This is a genomic window from Kribbibacterium absianum, from assembly GCF_030067705.1.
In the GTDB taxonomy this organism is placed as follows: Bacteria; Actinomycetota; Coriobacteriia; order Coriobacteriales; family Atopobiaceae; genus Kribbibacterium; species Kribbibacterium absianum.
This window is the reverse complement of sequence record NZ_JASJEX010000002.1, coordinates 12,740-33,604: the sequence shown is the minus strand read 5'-3', so window position 1 is coordinate 33,604 and position 20,865 is coordinate 12,740. Positions and strand designations below refer to the sequence as shown.

Below are 20,865 nucleotides of genomic sequence, written 5' to 3'. Positions count from 1 at the left end.
ATGGATCGCGCCATCGGCCTCATCACGACGAACTACTCCACTAAGAATCCCAGCGTCCTCACCGCTGCCCGTCCGCCTGCGGCGCTGCCCGTCGCCGGCCGTTACCGCATGGTGGACTTCGTGCTGTCCAACATGGTCAACGCCGGCCTCCGCACGGTGGGCATGATCCTGCCGAGCAACTACCGCGCCCTGCTCGACCACCTCGAGAGCGGCAAGGACTGGTCGCTCGACCGCAAGCACGGCGGCCTCTTCATGCTGCCCGGCACCGCCTACGGGACCACCCGCTCGGGCGCCCGCTTCCTGATCCGCGACATGGTGCAGAACAAGGTCTTCCTCGACAAGGAGACCACGCGCCCCTACGTGATCGTGAGCGCCGCGAACATCATCTACAACATGGACTACCAGGCCCTCGTCGACGAGCACGCCAAGTCCGGCGCCGACATCACCGTCGTCACGCACAAGGCCGAGGAGACCAACATCTCGCTCATGGGCTTCCGCACCGACAACGGCCGCGTCGTGGGCGTCCACAACGGCGTCGAGTACGGCGACACCGAGTTCCTCGACTGCTTCGTCGTGTCCATCGACATCCTGAAGCAGCTGCTCTCCTGGTACCAGTCCATCGACTACCTGGACCTCTTCGAGGCCATGGTGCCGGACCTCGACCGCGTCAACGTGCAGACCTACGACTTCGACGGCCCCACGCTCGCGGTCTTCTCGTCCAAGTGCTTCTACAAGAACTCGATGAAGCTCCTGGACCCCGAGATGGACGACCAGATCTTCCAGGAGGAGCGCCCGGTCTACACCAAGGCGCACGACAACCCGCCCGCCAAGTACGAGCCGGGCTGCAAGGTCGTGAACTCCATGGTGGCCGCCGGCACGCGCATCGCCGGGTGCGTGGAGAACTCCATCATCGGCCGCGACGTCATCGTCGAGGCCGGCGCGACGGTGCGTGACGCCATCGTGATGCAGTCCTGCGTCATCGAGAGCGGCGCCAAGGTGGAGAGCGCGATCGTGGACCGCGACAACGTGATCCCGGCCCGCACCGAGCTCCGCGGCACGCGCGAGAACATTCTCATCAAGGGGAAGGGACGCGACTAGTGGCCACGCAACGCCGAGACCTCCGCGTGGTGTTCGCCTCCGCTGAGGCTGCCCCGTTCTGCAAGACGGGCGGCCTCGGTGACGTGGCGGGCTCCCTCCCCAAGGCCCTGGTCAAACAGGGCTGCCAAGTGGTGGTCATGCTCCCCAAGTACGGCACCATCAAGCAGGAGTACGTCGACCGCATGGAGCACGTGGCCGACTTCTACCTCAACCTCGGATGGCGCAACGAGTACTGCGGCCTTGAGCGCATCGTCGAGGACGGCGTGCAGTGGTACTTCATCGACAACGAGAAGTACTTCAAGCGCGGCAGCCTCTACGGCTACTTCGACGACGGCGAGCGCTTCGCGTTCTTCTCCAAGGCCGTCACGGAGTCGCTGCAGTACCTGCCGGACTTCCGGTGCGACGTCCTGCACTGCAACGACTGGCAGACGGCCCTGGCACCCGTCTTTCTGCGCGAGTTCTACCAGGGGCTCCCGCTCTACGACAACGTGCGCACCGTGTACTCCATCCACAACGCCAAGTTCCAGGGCCAGTACGGCGACACCGTGCTCGAGGACGCCTGCGGCCTGGCGGGCGTGCAGGCGGCCGTGGCGCAGCTCTACTGCGGCCCCAAGACCGTGAACTACATGCAGGGCGCGCTGATCTACAGCGACCTGCTCTCCACCGTGAGCCCCACCTATGCCAAGGAGCTCCGCACGCCGTTCTTCGGCGAGGGCATGGACGGCATCTTCCGCCAGCGTGAGGGCGCGATGGTGGGCATCCTCAACGGCATCGACATGGACGCCTGGAACCCCGCGACGGACCCCAACATCCCCGCGCGGTTCTCGGTGGACGACATGAGCGGCAAGGCCGAGTGCAAGGCGCGGCTCCAGGAGGAGCTGGGCCTCGAGGTGAACCCGCACCGGCCGCTCGTCGCGATGGTCACGCGCCTCACCAAGCAAAAGGGCCTCGACCTGGTCCAGTACGGCCTCGAGCGCGTGCTCGGGCGCTCCGTGCAGGTGGCCGTCCTCGGCACGGGCGACCGCTGCTACGAGGACTCCCTGCGCTACTTCGACTGGAAGTACCGGGGCTCCATGTGCGCGCGGATCGACTTCGACCTCGGCCTTTCGCAGAGGATGTATGCAGGTGCTGATCTTTTCTTGATGCCGTCGCTGTTCGAGCCTTGCGGACTGTCGCAGATGATGTCCATGCGATACGGTACGTTGCCGGTTGTGCGTGAAACAGGCGGTCTTAAGGACTCTGTGATCCCGTACAACAAGTTCACGGGCGAGGGCACCGGGTTCTCGTTCGCCAACTTCAACGGCGACGAAATGGTGGACTGCCTGATGAACGCCTGCGAGGTCTTCTGGACCGACCAGGCGGCGTGGCAGAACCTCCAGCGCCAAGCCATGTCTGTGGACTTCAGCTGGACAAAGGCGGCCAGTCAGTACATCGATATGTATCGACGGCTGCATCCTGAGGTAACACCCGTGTAGGAGGGTGCTACCGCGACCGAGAGGACACCTATGAGGGCCCTGCACGACAGTCGGGCCCTGGGGTACAGAACTCCCTACGGCGCCGCCCCTGTGGGCGGCGCCGTCACGTTGAGCGTGGACGTGTGGGACGACCCCGGGGCGAAAGCCAGCATCCGCACCTGGGCGGACGGCGTTGGCGAGCAATTCATCCCCATGGAGCGGACGGAGGAGGCCGACGGCCGCCTGCGCTTCACGGGTCAGCTGACCGCGGAGCCGCTCGGCCTTCTGTGGTACTGCTTCGTGCTCGAGGGCTCCGACGGCGTCGTGCGCTACTACGGCGCGCGCGAGGGCCGCACCGGCGGCGTGGGCCAGATGTACAACCACATGCCCCCCTCGTTCCAGATCACCGTGTATCACGAGCGCGCGGTGCGGCCCGATTGGTACCGCAACGGCATCGTGTACCAGATCTTCCCGGACCGCTACAAGCGCGGCGCCGACTGGGCGGACCGTGTGCACGACGCGTTCGCGTTCCACCGCAACGCGCCCGAGCGTCGCTCCTTCGTGGACGACTGGGACACCCCCGTCTGGTACAACCGTGACGCCAACGGCGCCGTCAACGACTGGAACTTCTACGGGGGCACCCTCGAGGGCATCCGCGAGGAGCTTCCGCGCCTGGCGGAGCGCGGCTTCACGGCCATTTACCTCAACCCGATCTTCGAGGCGCTGTCGAACCACCGCTACGACACCGCCGACTACCTCAAGGTCGACCCGATGCTCGGCGACGACGAGTCGTTCAAGCGCCTGTGCGCCGACGCCGAGAAGGTGGGCATCTCGATCATCCTGGACGGCGTGTTCAACCACACGGGCACCGACTCCAAGTACTTCAACAAGTTCGGCACCTACCCCGAGCCCGGCGCCTGGCAGGGGAAGGAGAGCCCCTACTACCCCTGGTACCTCATCAAGGAGGACGGCTCCTACACCTGCTGGTGGGGCGTGGACAACATGCCCGACCTCGACAAGCACAACCCGGAGTGGCAGCGGTTCGTGTACGGCGAGGACGGCGTCGTGGAGCACTGGCTCAAGATGGGCGCGCGCGGCTGGCGCCTCGACGTGGCCGACGAGCTCAACGACCAGTTCATCGCCGGCATCAAGGCCGCCGAGGACCGCGTCAAGCCCGACGCCCTGCTCCTCGGCGAGGTCTGGGAGGACGCCTCCAACAAGGTGGCCTACGGCGAGATGCGCCACTACCTGGACGGCTACGAGCTCGACTCCGTGATGAACTACCCCTTCCGCGAGGCGCTCCTCGAGTACCTCGCCGGCGCGTGGCCGGCGGAGGAGATGGTGGAGCGCATGGCCACCCTCAAGGAGAACTACCCGGCTCAGGCGTTCTACGAGACCCTCAATCTCCTGGGCAGCCACGACCGCACGCGCCTGTTCACGATTCTCGGCGGCGCGCCGGACCCGGCGTCGCTCACCGACCACCAGAAGCACTGGTTCCGCCTGAACCCGGGCGAGCGCGACCTGGCCAAGCACCGCATGTGGCTCGCCGTGCTCGTGCAGATGTGCTCGCCGGGCGTGCCCTGCGTGTACTACGGCGACGAGGCCGGCGTCGAGGGCTTCACCGACCCCTACAACCGCAGCACCTACCCCTGGGGTCATGAGGACGAGGACGTCCAGACGCTCTACGCGAACGCCATCAACCTGCGCAAACAGTTCCCGGTGCTCGTGGACGGCGACTTCAGGCCCTTCTCGGCCGGCCCGGACGTCTACGGCTTCTATCGCTACTACGCCGACGAGAACGGCAACCCCAAGCCGGGCGAAGAGGTCCTCTGCGTCGTCGTGAACCGCAACCTGGACCAGGGCCACGAGGTGTGGCTCCCGCGCCTCGGCGAGCAGGCCGACGAGCTGGTGGACGGGCTGCCGCTGCGCCTCGAGGAGAACCACGTGGTGGTCAACCTCCCGAACCTCGGCTCCGCGGTGATCCGCTTCCACGCGCCCTCCGCCCTGGCGAAGCCCTTCGAGCGCGGTGCCGGCGTGATGGCCCACATCACCTCCGTGCCCCGCACCGACGGCCAGGAGCCGGGCCCCGGCACCCTGGGCCCCGAGGCCTACCGGTTCGTGGACTTCCTCTCCGAGGCCGGCCAGCGCTACTGGCAGGTCCTCCCGGTGAACCCGGTGGACAAGCACGGCAGCCCCTATGCGGGTCTCTCGGCCTTTGCCGGCGAGCCGTCCCTCGTGGACCGCGACGGCGACAGCTGGGAGAAGCTCTACACCAGCTGGTGCGAGGGCAAGCCCATCCCCACCGGTCGCGGCCGCGAGGTGGTGCCCACGGCGACCTACACCGCGTTCGCGCGCAAGAACCGTCGCTGGCTCAAGGCGCACGCCACGTTCATGGCGATCCGCGACCTGCTCCGCGACGAGAAGGCCGCCGCGGAGGAGCTGGGCAAGCCGCTGCCCGCCATGTGGGACGACGTCGAGCCCGGCGACGTGCCGAGCTGGGCCGACTGGAAGGCGCCCTACAAGAACTGGTCGCCTGCGCTGGCCACCCGCAAGGAGCTCACGAGCCGCGTGAAGCTGCACCAGTTCCAGCAGTTCCTGTTCCAGATCCAGTGGGACAACCTCAAGGCCTACGCCAACGAGCACGACGTCCAGATCATCGGCGACATGCCCATCTACGTGTCGATGGAGTCCTCGGACGTCTGGTCCAACCGCACGATGTTCAACCTGGACGCCACCGGGCACCAGACCGAGGTGGCGGGCGTGCCGGGCGACGACCTCGCGCCGGAGGGTCAAATCTGGGGCAACCCGACCTACAACTGGCCGGCGCACAAGAAGGACGACTACGGCTGGTGGCTCGCCCGTCTCGGCCGTGCGTTCGACCTCTACGACCGCGTGCGCCTGGACCACTTCGTGGGCTTCCAGAACTACTACGTGATCCAAGAGGGCCAGAAGGCCTCGGAGGGTCGCTGGCTGCCCGGCCCGTCCCTCGACCTGTTCGAGACGGCCGCCAAGAAGTTCGGCCCCCTGCCGGTGATCGCCGAGGACCTCGGCACCATCACCCCGGTGGTGCGCGGGCTCATGAGCCAGACCGGTTTCCCGGGCATGGACGTCATCCCGTTCTACAAGGGCGGCGACATCCGCCAGGGCTTCACGCCCATCCGCGGCAAGGCGGCGTACACCTCCACCCACGACACCGACACCCTGATGGGCTCGCTGATGGAGCGGTTCTCCATCAGCGACTGGGGCTACGCGCGCCACCTGACGTGGTCCGTGGTGGCGATGGCGCTCCATTGCGCCGACGACCTGGTCATGGTCCCGTTGCAGGACGTGCTCGGCCTCGCTTCCGGTGCGCGCATGAACGTGCCGGGTCAGGAAGAGGGCAACTGGACGTGGCAGGCGGACTGGGAGTCCATTGACTACGCGAAGGCCGGCCTCCGCCACCTGACGGAGGAGAGCGGGCGCGCGACGCACTAGGCGCGTCCCTCGGACAACCGCATAACCGGCTAGCTGCGAGGGCCCCTGCACCTGCGGGGGCCCTCGCATGTGCATTTAGGGACAGTCCCCAAATGCACATCACGGGCCAGGTGTCACTGAAGCGACACTCCAGCCGGGCCCCTTGCTTCGCCACCTGGGGTTTTCTCGCCAGACCCCGGTGTTGGTGTCACTCAGGTGACACCAAAACCCGGCAGGGCCGGCGCGCCCCTTTTGTTGGACGAAGTCCTTGCGCTCCCGGCGCCTGCGTGTATAGTGTGTATATCGCGATATACACAGTCGCGGCGGGGACGCCCTCCGCGACTGGCCGGCAACACTACGACAAGGCGGATTATTTGGACATCGTCGTCTCCAATGCCAGCGCGAAGCCCATCTACCAGCAGGTGGCGGACCAGCTCAAGGCCGCCATTCTCGCTGGCGAGCTGGCTCCCGGCGAGGCGCTGCCCTCCATCCGAGGGCTCGCCAACGACCTGCGGGTCTCGGTGATCACCACCAAGCGCGCGTACCAGGAACTCGAGGCGGAAGCGCTCATCGACACCGTTCCGGGGCGCGGGAGCTTCGTGGCACAGGCGGCCGAAGGGCTGCTGACCGAGGAGCGCAACCGGCGCCTGGAGGAGCTTCTGCAGGCGGCGCTCGACTACGGGCGCGAGGCGGGCTTCTCGGACGGAGAGGTGCGCGAGCGCCTGGAGCTGCTGGCGGAGACGGACGACTAGTGCGACAGGAGGGTTCGGCCATGGCCGACCTGGCACGTATCGACGGCCTGGAGAAGTCCTACGGCGACTTCCACCTGGGGCCGCTGTCGTTGGCGGTGCCCGAGGGACAGGTCCTCGGGTTCATCGGCGCCAACGGCTCGGGAAAGACAACGACCATCCACGCGCTCTTCGGCGCGTACAAACGGGACGCGGGCACGGCGACGCTGATGGGCGTGCCGGTGGGCTTCGGACCGAGCGCGAACGAGAAGGCGCTGGCCGAGGCCAAGGAGGGCGCCGCCTTCGTGTTCGACACGCTGTCCTTTGGGGACATCCGGGTGGAGGACGTCGGGCGCTTCGGCGCGCTCGCGTACCAGGGCTGGGACGCGGCGCTGTTCCAGAAGGAGCTGCGCGACGCCGGCATCGCGCCGAGCCGAAAGACCAAAGAGCTCTCCCGCGGCATGGGCATGCGGCTGCAGCTGGCGTTCGCGCTGGCGCACCATCCCCGGCTGTTGATCCTGGACGAGCCCACGGCGGGCCTGGACCCGATGGCCCGTGAGGACGCGCTCGACAGGTTGCGGGCCTTCATGGGCGAGGACGGCCACGGCATCTTGATGTCCTCGCACATCACGACGGACATCGAGGACATCGGCGACCAGGTGCTCTGCATCGACCGGGGCCAGAAGGTCTTCGAGATGCCAATGGACGACATCCGCGACCGCTACGGCATCGCACGGTGCACGGCCGCACAGGCCCAGGCGCTCGCGGGCCGGTTCCCCGCAGGGTCGCTGCGGGTGTTGGTGAAGCCGCACCAGACGGACGTGCTCGTGCCGGACGCGGCCGCGTTCCGTGCGGCCGAGCCGACCATTCCGGTCGAGCGACCGTCGCTCGAGGAGTTCATGGTGCTCATGATCAAGGGAGAGAAGCGATGAGCGGCATCCGTGCGATGGTGGCGAGCGACGCGATGCGCTCGCGCGGCTACGTTGTCCAGGTGGCCTGGATGTGGGTGCTGATCGGCGTGGGCGTGAACCTGCTGCAGGACGGCCCGATCTTTGCGCTGATCGCCATCCCGGCCTCTACAGGGTTCTCGATGCTCCTCTCGAGCTTCGGCCAGGACGAGGCCGGCGACTGGCAGCTGTTCCGGCTCACCACACCGCTCGACCGGCGCGAGGTCGTGTGGGGGCGCATGGCCTTTGTGACGCTCGCGGTGGCGTTGTCCGCGGCGTTCGCCGTGGTGCTCGCGTTGGTGTCGATGGCCATCGGGCAGTGGGCCGGCATGGAGGGCCTCAACCTCGAGGGGAGGGGCATGTCGAGCTGGGACGTCGTGTGGGCCTCCCTGATGCTCACGGTGGGCGGCACGCTGGCGTGCGGCGCGCTCATGGCGCCCTTGGCGTTCAAGAGCGGCGTGCAGAAGAGCCTTCGCGCCATGCCGCTGCTCTTCGCGGGCATCGTGACGCTCGTCGCGTACCTGGTGAGCCCGGGCGGTCCGTGGGGCACGGCGCCGATGGAGGCGTTCGGGCGACTCATGGACGCGCTGGGCGGGGTCGCGGGTCTCGGCTGCCTGCTGCTCGGCGTTGGCGTGGCCCTGTGGGTCCTCGGCGGCGCTGTTGCGGCGCGCCTGTACGAGAGCCGCCAGTTCTAGCGGCGTGGCGCCGTTTCGTGCGAGACAAAGCGGGGGCAGGGCTGCCAAGCGGCCCTGCCCCCGCAACGGTTCTGGCGACGTGCCTAGTCCACCAGCTTGAAGCCCTTGTCCTCCGGCGACGGCTTGTCGCCCTCGTCGGACTCATCGGCCTGGGCCTGTTGGCGCATCATCTCGAGCATCGCGTGGTACTGCTCGGAGCGCACCTTTGCCTCCTCGGGCGTCTCGTGCGCATAGGTGCAGGTGGCCTCGCTCGCGGCCACGTTGGCGGCCTTGACGTTGCGGGCGTCGCTCATGAGGTCGTCCAGCTGCCCCAGCCCGCGGGCCTGCTCCACGACCTTCTCGGCGTCCTCCTTGGTCAGCTGCAGCAGGCGCGGCAGCTCGTCCTCCACCACCTTGAGCTTCTTCTCCTCCGCGTAGGCGGAGAGCGCGGCCTGCTCGCCGGCGGTTTGGGCGGCGCGGTCGTCGAGCATCGCGTCCATCGAGGCCTGGTTCACGCCCAGCTGCGCCAGGTAGTGGGAGAGGTCGATGCCCTGTTGCGCGGCCTCGAACGCCATGGACTGCTGCAGCTGGTTGCGGTACTTGGCGATCTCGTCCACCGGGACCGACTGGTTCAGGCGCAGCGCCAGCTCGCGGGCGGCCAAGGGGGCCTTGGACTCCTCGGCGTACTGGGAGTTCATGTGCTCCAGCTGGCTGTGCAGGGACTTCTTGAGGGCGTCGAGGCTCGGGGCGCCGAGGTTCTCCTGCACCCAGGCGTCGTCCACCTTGTCCCCGGTGGTTCCGTGCTCATGGGCGATGCTCTCGAGCGCGAACTCCACGTCCGCGTCGGTCACCGTGGGCACGGTGATGGTGATGCTCACCGGCTCGTAGCTGGAGAGCGTGTAGTGGTAGTGGGTGCCGATCTTGAGCGGCTCGGGCTTGTTGATCTCGATTGCCATGGGTCCTCCCGATACATGGTGTCGGTAACAGGTTAATTGTTCCCTAGCGCACGGCGTTGCCGACGAGGTTCTCGGTTGCTCGCGCCTCGCATATGAGGGCCACAAAAGCCCAGTGCTCGCGTGGTAGTATCGGAAAGCTTCTGTGAAATTTGCAAGGTGAGGAGCCATCATGCGGGACAAGCTCGAGGCCCTGTTGGCTGCCTATGCGGAGCTGACGGCCAAGCTCAACGACCCGGCCGTCTACAGCGACCCCAAGGAGTACGCGCGGCTGGCCAAGGAGCACGCTGCCCAGGCCGAGCTGGCCGCGAAGGCCGAGGCCTACCTGTCCGCGCTGGACGACATCGACGCCGCCAAGGAGCTGCTCCGCGAGGAGAGCGACCCCGAGGCCAAGGAGCTCTTGCAGGCCGACATCGCCGAGAACGAGGAGGCGCTGCCGGCCCTGGAGGACGAGATCAAGGTCATGCTAATTCCCGGCGACCCGAACGACGAGAAGGACACCATCGTCGAGATCCGTGGCGCGGCCGGCGGCGACGAGGCGGCCATCTTCGCGGGCGACCTCTTCAAGATGTACCAGCGCTTCGCCGAGGCCCATGGCTGGAAGATCGAGGTGCTGAGCTCGAGCCCGTCGGAGGCCGGCGGCTTCAAGACCATCGAGTTCAAGGTCACGGGCGACAAGGTGTACTCGCTGCTCAAGTTCGAGTCCGGCGTGCACCGCGTGCAGCGCGTGCCCAAGACCGAGAGCCAGGGGCGCATCCAGACCTCCACGGCCACGGTCGCGGTGCTGCCCGAGGCCGACGAGATCGACATCCAGATCGACCCCCAGGACCTGCGCATCGACACCTACTGCGCAAGCGGCCCGGGCGGCCAGTGCGTGAACACCACGTACTCCGCCGTGCGCATCACGCACCTGCCCACCAACACCGTGGTGCAGTCCCAGGACCAGCGCTCCCAGATCCAGAACCGTGAGGTCTGCATGCAGATGCTCCGCGCCCGCCTGTACGAGGCCGAGCTGGAGCGCCAGCAGGCAGAGCTGGGGGCCGAGCGCCAGAGCCAGATCGGGCACGGCAACCGTTCCGAGAAGATCCGCACCTACAACCAGCCGCAGGACCGCGTGACGGACCACCGCATCGGCTTCAACGGCACGTACAACGGCGTGCTGCTCGGCGACACGCTGGGCTCTGTGATCGAGGCGCTGGCGGCAGCGGACCGCGCGGAGAAGCTCGCGCAGGCGGTGTGACGGCCGGTTTCGCGGTACGCTGGGTGTCAACCGAGGAGGTCGTCATGGCTGAACTGGCCACCCACACAGAGGACAGGGATGCTCGGCGTTTCCGAGAGCTGACGGAGAGCCTCGGGCTCACCACGGAAGAGGCCCTGCGTGTTTTTGTGCTGGCCTTCAACAGGCGTCAAGGCTTTCCGTTCGCCGTGCGCATAAATGACGCGCCGACCGCCGACTGGGCTCCTTTCGACAGCGAGGAGGAGGCCGACGAGTTCGTGTACCGCCAGGCGGACAGGATGCTCGATGAAGCCTGGTGAAGTCTGGGTCGCCTGTGCCTCCGGCTATGCGTCCAAGCCTCGTCCCGTGGTCGTAGTGCAGGAGCAGGATCTTCCCTACGAGTCCACGGTGGTCTGCCTGATAACCTCGCATGACTCTTCGGGTATGCCGGCGCGGGTTTTGCTGGAACCGACTCCGGAGAACGGCCTGAGGGCTCGCAGTTACGTGATGGTCGACAAGCCGATGACGTTGTCGCGATCCCAACTGCAGCGCAGAATCGGCCATCTTGACGAGGCGGCGACGGGTCACGTTCGCCAGGCTCTGGCAGAGCTGTTCGGGCTTGCATGACAGGGGCTCGTGCCCTCGCCGAACCCGGTCGACCCTATAGCCGCAACACCCCCTACACTGGCACCAGACGTCAGGAAAGGGGTGTGCCATGTCCCAGGTGCAGGTGTGCTCGCTGGCCGCGCTGGACGCCCATGGCATGCGGCCGGTGGGCGACGCCTACGACTTCTGTCTGTTGGACGCGACCCATTACGACGCCGAGCACCATGAGGACCTCTGCGTGCTCCAGGCCCGCGTGGGGCTCTGAGGCTATGATGGTCCAGGCCTGACCTCGAAGAAGGGAACCTCCTTGGCTGAACCTTGGACCGTCAAGCGCGTGCTCGAATGGACGCGCGGCTATCTGGCGCGCAACGGAGACGAGCACCCGCGCCTGTCGGCCGAGTGGATGCTGTCCGCCGTCACCGGCAAGTCCCGCGTCGAGTTGTACCTGGCCTACGACGAGCCGCTGGAGAAGGCCGAGCTGGACCAAATGCACGCCGCTATCGAGCGCCGCGCCGCAGGCGAGCCCCTGCAGTATGTGACCGGCGAGATGGCCTTTCGGCACCTGGTAATCCGGTGCGAGCGCGAGGTGCTCATCCCGCGCCCAGAAACCGAGCTGCTGGTGGAGGAGGTGTTGGGCTACCTGGACGCGCTGCCCGAGCGAGCGGTGTCCCGCACCGAGGAGCCCGACCCCTCGACCACCGAGGAACCGAAGGATCCCGAGCCGCAGGCGGAGGAGGACGGCGCCGAGCGCTACGTGCCCCTTGAGGAGGAGTCCGAGCAGCCCGCCGCCGAGGAGCCGGGCCTCGCCGAGAGCCTGGTCGCCGACCGCGGGGACCTCTCCGACAACGGCCTTCGCGTGCTGGAGGTGGGTACCGGCACCGGCTGCATCGCGCTCTCTATCGCAAGCGAGCGCCCCGGCACGCGCGTGTGGGCCACGGACCTGTCCCCGGCGGCCGTGGCGCTGGCCACGCGCAACCGCGACTCGCAAGGGCTTGCCGAGGCCGTGGAAGTGATCCAGTGCGACCTGGCGGCCGGCGTTCCGGGCGACCTGCTCGGCACCTTCGACGTGCTCGTGAGCAACCCGCCCTACATCCCGACGGCCGTCATGGGGGAGCTGCCCCGGGAGGTGGCGGGCTTTGAGCCAAAGCTCGCGCTCTGCGGCGGCGAGGACGGGCTGGACGTGTTCCGTCGGCTGGTGGAGCTGGCGCCCGTCGCGCTTCGCCCCGGCGGCCTTTTTGCCTGCGAGCTGTACGAGGGCCATCTGGAGCAGGCCGCCGAGCTTGTGCGCTCGCAGCCGGGGTGGGCGAGCGTGGAGGTCAAGGAAGACCTGACGCACCGGCCGCGCATGCTGCTGGCCGTGCGGGAGGGCTAGGTTTGCCCGCAAAACAGCCGCAACTGTGCTGAATTTACCTGTATGTTTATCTATTCCGGGCTATTATTACAGGTAAATCAGTGTCAGGAGGTGCTATGCGCCGACGCGTTGAGAAGGACTTGGACAGCTGGCTCGAGTCGCCGCGCCGTAAGCCGCTGGTGATTCGAGGCGCTCGCCAGACAGGGAAGACATGGCTCGTGCGCGATCTTGCCGCGCGTCACGGCCTCGACCTGGTGGAGGTCAACTTCGAGCGCGACCCGGAGCTCGGCACCCTTTTCTCGCCGGGAGGGCCAGCCGAGGTGCTTCCCCGTTTGAGCGCGGCGCTGGGTCGGGAAATCGACTGGACCGGTGCGCTCCTGTTCCTCGACGAGGTGCAGGCCGCTCCCGAGGTGCTGGCGCGCCTCCGCTACTTTTACGAGGAGCGTCCCGACCTGCCCGTGGTCGCTGCAGGGTCCCTGCTGGAGTTCGCGCTCAAGGAATTCAAGCACAGCATGCCCGTGGGGCGGGTCTCTTACTTTTATCTCTGCCCCATGACCTTCGAGGAGTTCCTCTGGGCAGCGGGCGAGAAGCCTTTGGCGGACTTCCTGCAGGCTTCCGTGGAGACGGCCGAGGTCCCCGCAGCGCTTCACGAGAAGGCGCTCGAGCTGTTCCGCGCGTACACGGTGGTGGGAGGGATGCCCGAGGCCGTGGAGACCTGGGCCGAGACGCTCAGCCTGTTCGAGGTGCAAGACGTGCAGCAGACCTTGTTGGTCACGTTCCAGGACGACTTCAACAAGTACCGAGACCGAGTCCCGGCCGAGGCGCTGCGAGCGACACTGCGCGGCATCGTCCGACAGATGGGCGAGAAGTTCGTCTACTCCCACGTGGACGAGGCCATCTCCTATAAAACGGCTAAACGGGCGGTCGAGATGCTGGTGGACGCCCGTCTGGGCCAGAAAGTCAACGCCACGCACGCCAAGGGGCTGCCATTGGACGACGAGGTGGACGAGCGCGACTTCAAGGTGCTGTTTCTCGACCACGGGCTGGCTATGAAGATCTTGAGGCTCGAGCCCATTGACGCGACCCAGCTGGAGCGGTGCGTCTGGTCCAACAAGGGCGCCTTGGGCGAGCAGATGGTCGGGCAGTCTTTGCTTGCGGCGGCAACGCCCCGTGACAAGCGGCTCTTTTACTGGTCGCGCGGAGGCTCGGCCACGGCGGAGATTGACTTCGTAACCCAGCGGCATGGTGCGGTGTTGCCGATTGAGGTGAAGAGCGGGGCGGCCGGCAAGATGCGGTCGCTTCACCTGTTCATGCAGGAACGGGGGCTTGAGCACGCGTGGCGCTTCGACCTGAACCCTCCGTCCTCTCGGATGGTCGAGGTGGAGGTGCCCGGGCGAGGCCGGGCGTTCTATCGACTCGACAGCTGGCCGTTGTACATGGCCTGCTTTCTGGGGGAGGAGGGGTAGCAATGGGTGTCGTCCTGGCAACCGATCAACAGGCACCGGCGCAGGGGGTGCTCGACCGCGGGGCTGCGGTTCTCGCCGACGGCGGTGTGGTGGTCATGCCCACGGACTCCGTGTACGGCATCGGGGCGGCGGCCATCCCGGGCAACCCGGGCCACGAGCGGGTCTTTGCCATCAAGCAGCGCGAGCGCTCCCAGACCCTGCCGCTCGTCTGCGCGGACGTCGAGGACCTTGCCCGCTATGGCGCCGACGTCCCCGAGTGGGCCGTCACTGCGGCTCGGGCCTTCTGGCCGGGGGCGCTCACGTTTGTGGTCAAGGCCGGCGACGCCGTTCCGGACGGTTACGCGCAGGCCGACGGCACCGTTGCCCTCCGCGTCCCGGATTCCGAGGTGGTCCGCGGGCTCTGCCGTCGCGTCGGCGCCATCGCCCTGACCAGCGCGAACACGCACGGCGCGCCCAGTCCGGCGTCCTTCTCGGAGCTGGAGCCGGTCATTGTCGAGCAGGCGGACCTCGTCATCGACGGCGGGGCGTGTCCGGTGGGCCTCGCGTCCACCATCGTCGACGCCACAGGCCCCGCGCCCCGCATCCTGCGACAGGGGAGCGTCACGTTGGAGCAGATCGCCGAAGCGCGCTGACTCACATTGCAACTCTGGCTCAGAAAGCAGTTCTGAACTCAGAAGCCGAAAAGACCGCCATCTCAACGTCGAGATGGCGGTTCCAATGCCACGCGCCCTTCAGAGTTGCAATGCGAGTCCGGCTCCGAAGTGCAATCTGGACTCGGCTCCTACCCCAGCTTCTCCGGCTTGGCGCCGTTCCGAGCAACCCGCACGTCCAGCCCCGAGAGCGCCTCGAGCACCTTCTGCGCGTTCTTGGCCGCGTGGTCGACGCGCTCCTTCTTGAGGTCGCGCTCCTGCTCCACGGCCGTCACGGCCGCTGCGTAGTCGCCCTTGTGCTCGGCGTTCACCTGGTTCCAGTTGACGCCGGCGAACCAGCCGGCCACGCGCAGGTCCAGCGGCACCCTCTTCTCAAGCATCAGCATGCAGATCACCGGGTAGCCGGCGTAGCCCTGCCAGTAGGTGGCGCTGTCGTTGCTCTTGTACACCACGCCGTCCGGCGTCTCCTCGCGGATCACCGTGTACCGTTTGGCGCCGTCGCTCGACGTCACCACGCACCGGCTGCCGTCGTCCTCCAGCTGGGCACGGCCGTCCTCGATGGCCGTCCACGCTTCGTAGACCTTCTCAACAGGAGGCAGCTTCTCCATGGGGGTTCCTCTCGCTCGACGCTCGCATCGAGACACCTCCTACCCTCCGTGCGTGGAGCGGATGTGCGGTAACGTGCCAACCAGCCACTCCGAGAAGCGCGAGGCTCCCATGGACACCAACGTCAATAAGTACCGCGCCCTGCTGACCTCTGTGCGTCTGGGCAGTTTCTCGCGAGCGGCCGAAGAGCTGGGGCACACGCCGTCGGCAGTGAGCCGTATGGTGCGCGACCTTGAGCGGGACTGGGACGTGCGACTGGTCGAGAGGAGGCCGGGCGGCATCGTTCCCACTCCGGAATCCCACGAGCTCCTGCGCACGGCGGAGTCCATCTGTGCGGGCTTCGACCGCCTGGAACGCCAGGTGAGCTCGATGGCGGACCGCGAGGAGGGCACCGTCGCCATTGCGGCGCCGTCGAGCGTCGTGAGCTTTGCGCTGCCGGGGCCGGTGTCCCGGTTCCTTCGAGACCATCCGGGCGTTGGCATGTCCGTCACCGTCGGCACCTATGCGGGCGCGGCGCAGCTGCTGCGGCAGGGGAGCGTCGACTTCGCCTTCACGCCCGAGCCGCCTGAGGTTCCGGAGGTGGTGGCCCACCCCTTTTGGACCGACCGTCTCGTCGTGGTGATGCCACACGGCCATCCGCTCGAGGCCTGTTCCGAGATCCCAGTGGACGCGCTTGTCTCGGAGGCGTTCATCGCCGACGACGAGACGGCGCCGCTGCTCCTCGACCGTCTGGCCAACGTGCGCATGCGCTTCACGGCATCCGACATGTGCGGCCTCTTGGCCATGGTCGAGCAGGGCCTCGGGGTCTCGCTCGTGCCGATGATGGTGCTGGGCGGCAACACCTTCGACCTCTCGGTGCGTCCGCTCCAGGGCGCCGCCAGGCGCTCCTTGTACTTGGCCCATCGGCCTGCGGGGGCGCTCACGGCCATCGGCCGCGTCCTTCTCGGCCACCTTATGGCCGAGAAGGACGCCGGCATCGATTGGCGCAGAGCTTAGCCTCGTGCCGAGATGGCACGAGGCTGTTCCAAATCCGCATAGCTAACTGTGGCATTGATGCCGCTAATGGCGGGATTCCGGCCGCTCGAGCCGGGGCGTCCGTCGCGCTCGCGCCGTCGGGGCCCGTGGCGTCTGACACTCCTTCCGTGCGTCAGGACAAGGGTCGCCAAATGCCCCTCCCTCCTGGTGCAACTGTCATATACCAGCAGCTCAAGGAGGTCGTTCATGGCACGGAACCCGTCCGCGGAACCGGCGCGACAGGAAGGGGGCATGCAGAAGTCCCTGTCGCTCTTCAACTTCTTCACCATTGGCTTCGGGGCCATCATCGGCACCGGCTGGGTCCTCCTTGTGGGTGACTGGATGGTCCTCGGCGGTGGTCCGATTCCGGCCATGGTCGCCTTTGCCATCGGCGCCGTGCTCCTCGTTCCCATCGGCATGGTCTTTGGCGAGCTCACCGCTGCAATCCCCATTTCGGGCGGCATCATCGAGTACGTGGACCGCACCTGTGGGCGCAAGCTCGGGTTCCTCACCGGGTGGATGCTCCTGTTGGGCAACGCGCCCCTGTGCCCCTGGGAGGCCATCGCCATCTCGACGCTGCTCACCGACCGTTTTGCCGAGTTCCCCGCCCTGGCGTGGTTGCGCTCGGTCAAGCTCTACACGATCCTCGGGGCGGACGTCTACCTTTGGCCCACGGTCATCGCCCTGGGCTTTGCGACGCTTGTGATCTATCTCAACTTCCGGGGCGCTGGAGCCGCCGCCAAGCTCTCCAGCTTCCTCACCAAGGCGTTGCTCGCCGGCATGGTGCTCGCGATGCTCGTCTCCCTGTTCACCGGCTCCCCCGACAACGCCATGCCCTTCTTCTCGCAGGTGAGCGACACCGCGAACGGCATGACCACCGAGGCCACCAGCTTCGTGGGCGGCGTCGTGGCGGTGCTGGTCATGACGCCCTTCTTCTATGCCGGCTTTGACACCATCCCCCAGCAGGCCGAGGAGGCCTCCGAGGGCATCAACTGGAAGAAGTTCGGGCTGGTGCCCGCCATCGCGCTGCTCGCGTCCGGTGCCTTCTACCTGGTGTGCATCTATGCCTTTGGCACCATCGTGCCCTGGCACGAGTTCGTGCAGTCCTCCGTGCCGGCCCTGGCCGTGCTCGAGCGCATCAACATCTTCTTCTACATCGCGATGCTCGTGATCGCCACGCTCGGCCCTCTCGGCCCCATGAACGCCTTCTACGGCGCCTCGGCGCGCCTGATGCTGGCCATGGGCCGCAAGCGCATGCTGCCCGAATCCTTTGCCCAGATTGACCCGCGCTCCGGCGCGCCGCGCAAGGCCAACATGGTGCTGGCCGTGCTCACCCTCGTGGGTCCCTTCCTCGGCAAGAACATGCTGGTGCCGCTCACCAACGTGGCGTCGCTGGGCTTCATCTTCGCCTGCACCATGGCCGGCGTGGCCTGCCTGCGCCTTCGCTCCACCGAGCCCGACCTTCCGCGTCCCTACACCGTCGCCGGGGGCAAGGCCGGCATCTGCGCGGCCGTCGTGGCCGGTGCCGCGATCGTCGCGTTGATGGTCGTTCCGGCCAGCCCGGCCGCCCTCAACGGCGTGGAGTGGGCCATCACCCTCGCCTGGGTGGCCGTGGGCGCGGTGCTGATGGTGCTCTTTGGGCGCAAGGGGGCCCGCGGCGCCTCCCAAGGGGAGCCCAGCGCCGGCTGACCCGTCGGGTGTCCACCGCCCGCTTCGCTTTTCGGCTTCACGCGCCTTTGGGGCGCGGGCATTGCAAGAACGTTCCCCAGAGAACGCAGAGAGAAAGGACAAGAACATGGCAGAGACCAAGAAGACGGCTTTTTTGGGCGGCAAGCTCATCGTGGGCGACGGCACGGCTCCCATCGAGAACTCCCTCGTCCTCGTCGACGGTGACAAGATCGCCTACGCCGGCCCGTCGGACGGCCAGCAGGTGCCCGAGGGCTACGAGGTGCGCTCCATCGCGGGCAAGACCATCATGCCCGGTCTCATCGACACCCACCTGCACTTCTCCGGCAACCTCACCGACGACGACACCGACTGGGTCATGCAGCCGCTGCTCGAGAAGCAGGCCGTGGCGGTCAAGCAGGCCTACGACTGCCTGACCCACGGCCTCACCACCGTGTGCGAGATCGGGCGCTTTGGCATCCAGGTGCGCGACTGCGTGAACAACGGGGTGTTCCCCGGCCCCAGGATCCTGGCCACCGGTCTGGGCTTCTGCCGCACCGCCGGCCACGGCGACTCGCACTTGTGCACGCAGCAGCAGAACAAGGACAGCCACCCCTGGGGCGACCAGGTGGACGGCCCCTGGGACCTTCGCAAGGCCGTGCGACGCCGGCTGCGCGAGAACCCCGACGCCATCAAGATCTGGGCCACCGGCGGCGGCATCTGGCGCTGGGACTCCGGCCGCGACCAGCACTACAGCTCCGAGGAGATCAAGGCCGTGTGCGACGAGGCGGCCATGGTGGGCATCCCGGTGTGGAGCCACTCCTACAACTCCCACTCTGCGGCCTATGACTCGGTGCGCTTCGGCTGCGAGCAGCTCATCCACGGCTTCGATATCGACGAGCGCACCATGGACCTCATGGCCGAGAACGGCACCTTCTTCACGCCCACCATCGGCTTCCTGCCCACCTGGTACGCCACCTACCCGCCCGTGTACGTGCCCGAGATCCACGACCAGTACGAGGGCGATACGCTCGTGGAGAAGGAGCTGCAGCGCAACTACGCCTGCCTGCGCGAGGCCTGGAAGCGCGGCGTCACCTTCACCATCGGCTCCGACTCCTTCTCGTTCGTGACGCCCTACGGCTACGTCACCATCGACGAGATGTACGACTTCGTCGACAAGGTGGGCATCTCGCCGCTCGACACCATCACCTGCGCGACGCTCAACGGCGCCAGGATGGCCCACATCGAGGACGAGACCGGCTCGCTGGAGGCGGGCAAGCAGGCCGACCTCCTCGTGATCGACGGCGACCCGGCCACGAACGTCCACGACCTCAAGCCCGAGGCCATGGACGTGATCATGAAGGGCGGCGCCGAGGTGGTGCCCGGTTCCTTTGGCGAGCGCAACCGCTGGAGCGCGTGACCTGCCGCCCGTCCTTCTGCCAGGCGGGGGCGCGTCCCCGACGCGCGGGCGCGTCCCCGCCCCTTGTGTCTGGCTCGAATCCGCTCCTGCGGGCCGGTGCGTTCATCGATTCACAAACGTCTAGACTGGACGAGACTTATCTCGCCTGTCAGGAGGCACCATGCGCGTAGCGGTGGCATCGGACCATGCCGGTTTCTGTCAAAAGGCTTGCATCGTGGCCTACATCGCGTCGCTCGGGCACGAGGTCGCGGACCTCGGCCCGGAGACCGACGCCCGCGTCGACTACCCGGACTACGCCGACAAGGTGGCCGTGGGCGTCGCCGACGGCACCTACGACCGCGGCGTTCTCATCTGCGGCACCGGCCTCGGTATGGCCATGACGGCCGACAAGGTGCCGGGCGTTCGCGCCACCGCGATCCAGACCCCAGGCTTCGCCGCGCTCTGCCGCGAGCACAACAACGCCAACGTGATCTGCCTCTCGGGGCGCTTCGTCTCGGAGGAGACCAACAAGGAAGTGGTGAAGGTCTTCCTGGAGACGGAGTTCGGTGGCGGGCGCCACGAGCAGCGCGTCGCCAAGATGATGGCAGAGGATGAGCGCTGACAACGGCGCTCAAGAGAAAGGGGTACCCGTGACCGAGCAGTACTGGGACGACAGCCGCCTGACCGTGCTGGACCACCCGCTGGTCCAGCACAAGATCTCGATCCTGCGCTCCAAGGACACCACCACCAAGCAGTTCCGCGAGCTGGTGCGCGAGCTCGCGCTCTTCGAGGGCTACGAGGCCACCCGCGATTTCCCGCTGGAGCCGGTGGAGGTGGAGACCCCGCTCGAGACCTGCACCGCCCATCGCGTGGCGGGCAAGAAGGTGGCCATCGTGCCGATCCTCCGCGCCGGTCTCGGCATGGTGGACGGCCTTCTGGAGCTCGTCCCGTCCGCGCGCGTCGGGCACCTGGGCATGTACCGCGACCCCGTGACCCACGAGCCGCACGAGTACTTCGCCAAGCTCCCGCCCGACGTCGAGAGCCGCACCTGCCTCATCGTGGACCCGATGCTCGCCACCGGCGGCTCGGCCATCGCGGCGATCGACTACCTGCGCAAGGCGGGCGTGGCCGACATCCGTCTGCTCGTCCTCGTGGCGTGCCCGGAGGGCGTCTCCGCAGTGCTCGAGCACGACCCGGAGGTCCGCGTCTACGCCTGCCAGATGGACCGCGAGCTGAACGACCGCGCCTACATCCTGCCGGGGCTCGGAGACGCCGGAGACCGTATTTTCGGCACCAAGTAGCAACTGATGTGGGAGCTGTGCGCGTCGACACAAAGGCACAGCTCCGGTAGCAGCCGCTTTCACCGATTCTGCATAAGGCGCAGGTCAGAGGCGAGTTATACCGGAATGGTCGGGTCGCAGAGGGCGTACTATGTGCCCTCGATTGACTCGATGTCGCCCAGGGACGCAAGGGGAGTCGGTGACGCAGGCGGTGCTGCTTGGAGCGGTCGTGGGAGCGGTCGGGGCTTTGCCCGGCCTGCTGAGCGCCCGAGCCGCCCGCAAGGGTCGCCGACCGACCGTGGCAC

Annotated in this window: 20 protein-coding genes; 18 read left to right on the top strand and 2 right to left on the bottom strand. The window is 67.2% G+C overall.

The features are described 5' to 3' along the window. The 6 genes from glgD (at position 1) to QJ043_RS03115 (ending at position 8,375) form a co-directional block, all read left to right on the top strand. Complete coding sequence (glgD, locus tag QJ043_RS03140) at positions 1-1,098, top strand: glucose-1-phosphate adenylyltransferase subunit GlgD (RefSeq protein WP_283713815.1); 1,098 nt, start codon at positions 1-3, stop codon at positions 1,096-1,098. Continuing rightward, entirely contained in the window at positions 1,098-2,573 is a 1,476-nt protein-coding gene (gene glgA / locus QJ043_RS03135; RefSeq protein WP_283713814.1) for a glycogen synthase GlgA, read from the top strand. Before glgD ends, glgA begins: the two co-directional genes overlap by 1 nt. Before the next feature lie 30 nt (positions 2,574-2,603). Continuing rightward, positions 2,604-6,026, top strand: coding sequence for a 4-alpha-glucanotransferase (locus QJ043_RS03130; RefSeq protein ID WP_283713813.1), 3,423 nt, complete (start codon positions 2,604-2,606; stop codon positions 6,024-6,026). A gap of 353 nt (positions 6,027-6,379) precedes the next feature. Beyond that, positions 6,380-6,757 (top strand): GntR family transcriptional regulator, encoded by a 378-nt coding sequence (locus QJ043_RS03125; protein ID WP_283713812.1) that lies wholly within the window; start codon positions 6,380-6,382, stop codon positions 6,755-6,757. Positions 6,758-6,777: 20 nt separating this feature from the next. Beyond that, a complete protein-coding gene (locus tag QJ043_RS03120; RefSeq protein ID WP_283713811.1) occupies positions 6,778-7,665 on the top strand; it encodes an ABC transporter ATP-binding protein in 888 nt (295 codons plus the stop codon). Then, positions 7,662-8,375 carry an ABC-2 transporter permease gene (locus QJ043_RS03115; protein WP_283713810.1) on the top strand — a complete coding sequence of 238 codons (714 nt, stop codon included), beginning with the start codon at positions 7,662-7,664 and terminating at the stop codon, positions 8,373-8,375. The genes QJ043_RS03120 and QJ043_RS03115 overlap by 4 nt, the downstream gene beginning before the upstream one ends. Before the next feature lie 83 nt (positions 8,376-8,458). Here QJ043_RS03115 and QJ043_RS03110 read toward each other — a convergent pair whose 3' ends face one another. After that, the gene (locus QJ043_RS03110; protein ID WP_283713809.1) at positions 8,459-9,310 is read right to left on the bottom strand and encodes a SurA N-terminal domain-containing protein; all 852 of its coding nucleotides are present in this window, start codon (positions 9,308-9,310) and stop codon (positions 8,459-8,461) included. A 169-nt stretch (positions 9,311-9,479) separates the two neighbouring features. Between QJ043_RS03110 and prfA the strand changes: the two genes are divergently transcribed. The 7 genes from prfA (at position 9,480) to QJ043_RS03075 (ending at position 14,578) form a co-directional block, all read left to right on the top strand. Then, the gene (gene prfA, locus QJ043_RS03105; protein WP_283713808.1) at positions 9,480-10,547 is read left to right on the top strand and encodes a peptide chain release factor 1; all 1,068 of its coding nucleotides are present in this window, start codon (positions 9,480-9,482) and stop codon (positions 10,545-10,547) included. Between the two features lie 44 nt (positions 10,548-10,591). After that, positions 10,592-10,843 carry a hypothetical protein gene (locus tag QJ043_RS03100; protein WP_283713807.1) on the top strand — a complete coding sequence of 84 codons (252 nt, stop codon included), beginning with the start codon at positions 10,592-10,594 and terminating at the stop codon, positions 10,841-10,843. Continuing rightward, positions 10,830-11,150, top strand: a complete 321-nt coding sequence (locus QJ043_RS03095) for a type II toxin-antitoxin system PemK/MazF family toxin (protein ID WP_283713806.1) — start codon at positions 10,830-10,832, stop codon at positions 11,148-11,150. Before QJ043_RS03100 ends, QJ043_RS03095 begins: the two co-directional genes overlap by 14 nt. 88 nt (positions 11,151-11,238) lie before the next feature. After that, positions 11,239-11,394: a hypothetical protein gene (locus tag QJ043_RS03090; RefSeq protein WP_283713805.1), complete on the top strand. Its 156-nt coding sequence runs from the start codon at positions 11,239-11,241 to the stop codon at positions 11,392-11,394. A 42-nt stretch (positions 11,395-11,436) separates the two neighbouring features. Beyond that, positions 11,437-12,501 (top strand): N5-glutamine methyltransferase family protein, encoded by a 1,065-nt coding sequence (locus tag QJ043_RS03085; protein WP_283713804.1) that lies wholly within the window; start codon positions 11,437-11,439, stop codon positions 12,499-12,501. A gap of 95 nt (positions 12,502-12,596) precedes the next feature. Continuing rightward, the gene (locus QJ043_RS03080) at positions 12,597-13,946 is read left to right on the top strand and encodes an ATP-binding protein (RefSeq protein WP_283722728.1); all 1,350 of its coding nucleotides are present in this window, start codon (positions 12,597-12,599) and stop codon (positions 13,944-13,946) included. A 2-nt stretch (positions 13,947-13,948) separates the two neighbouring features. Continuing rightward, the gene (locus QJ043_RS03075; RefSeq protein ID WP_283713802.1) at positions 13,949-14,578 is read left to right on the top strand and encodes an L-threonylcarbamoyladenylate synthase; all 630 of its coding nucleotides are present in this window, start codon (positions 13,949-13,951) and stop codon (positions 14,576-14,578) included. A 149-nt stretch (positions 14,579-14,727) separates the two neighbouring features. Here the strand turns inward: QJ043_RS03075 and QJ043_RS03070 are convergent, their stop codons facing one another. Continuing rightward, entirely contained in the window at positions 14,728-15,204 is a 477-nt protein-coding gene (locus QJ043_RS03070) for a hypothetical protein (protein ID WP_283713801.1), read from the bottom strand. Positions 15,205-15,313: 109 nt separating this feature from the next. On the opposite strand from QJ043_RS03070, the gene QJ043_RS03065 reads away from it, so the two are divergent. The 5 genes from QJ043_RS03065 (at position 15,314) to upp (ending at position 20,581) form a co-directional block, all read left to right on the top strand. Further along, positions 15,314-16,198: a LysR family transcriptional regulator gene (locus QJ043_RS03065; RefSeq protein ID WP_283713800.1), complete on the top strand. Its 885-nt coding sequence runs from the start codon at positions 15,314-15,316 to the stop codon at positions 16,196-16,198. 225 nt (positions 16,199-16,423) lie between these two features. Beyond that, complete coding sequence (locus QJ043_RS03060; protein WP_283713799.1) at positions 16,424-17,905, top strand: APC family permease; 1,482 nt, start codon at positions 16,424-16,426, stop codon at positions 17,903-17,905. Between the two features lie 106 nt (positions 17,906-18,011). Further along, positions 18,012-19,301 (top strand): metal-dependent hydrolase family protein, encoded by a 1,290-nt coding sequence (locus QJ043_RS03055; RefSeq protein ID WP_283713798.1) that lies wholly within the window; start codon positions 18,012-18,014, stop codon positions 19,299-19,301. A gap of 160 nt (positions 19,302-19,461) precedes the next feature. Next, positions 19,462-19,902, top strand: a complete 441-nt coding sequence (rpiB, locus tag QJ043_RS03050) for a ribose 5-phosphate isomerase B (protein WP_283713797.1) — start codon at positions 19,462-19,464, stop codon at positions 19,900-19,902. Positions 19,903-19,930: 28 nt separating this feature from the next. After that, complete coding sequence (gene upp, locus QJ043_RS03045) at positions 19,931-20,581, top strand: uracil phosphoribosyltransferase (RefSeq protein WP_430538503.1); 651 nt, start codon at positions 19,931-19,933, stop codon at positions 20,579-20,581. Positions 20,582-20,865: the final 284 nt, after the last annotated feature.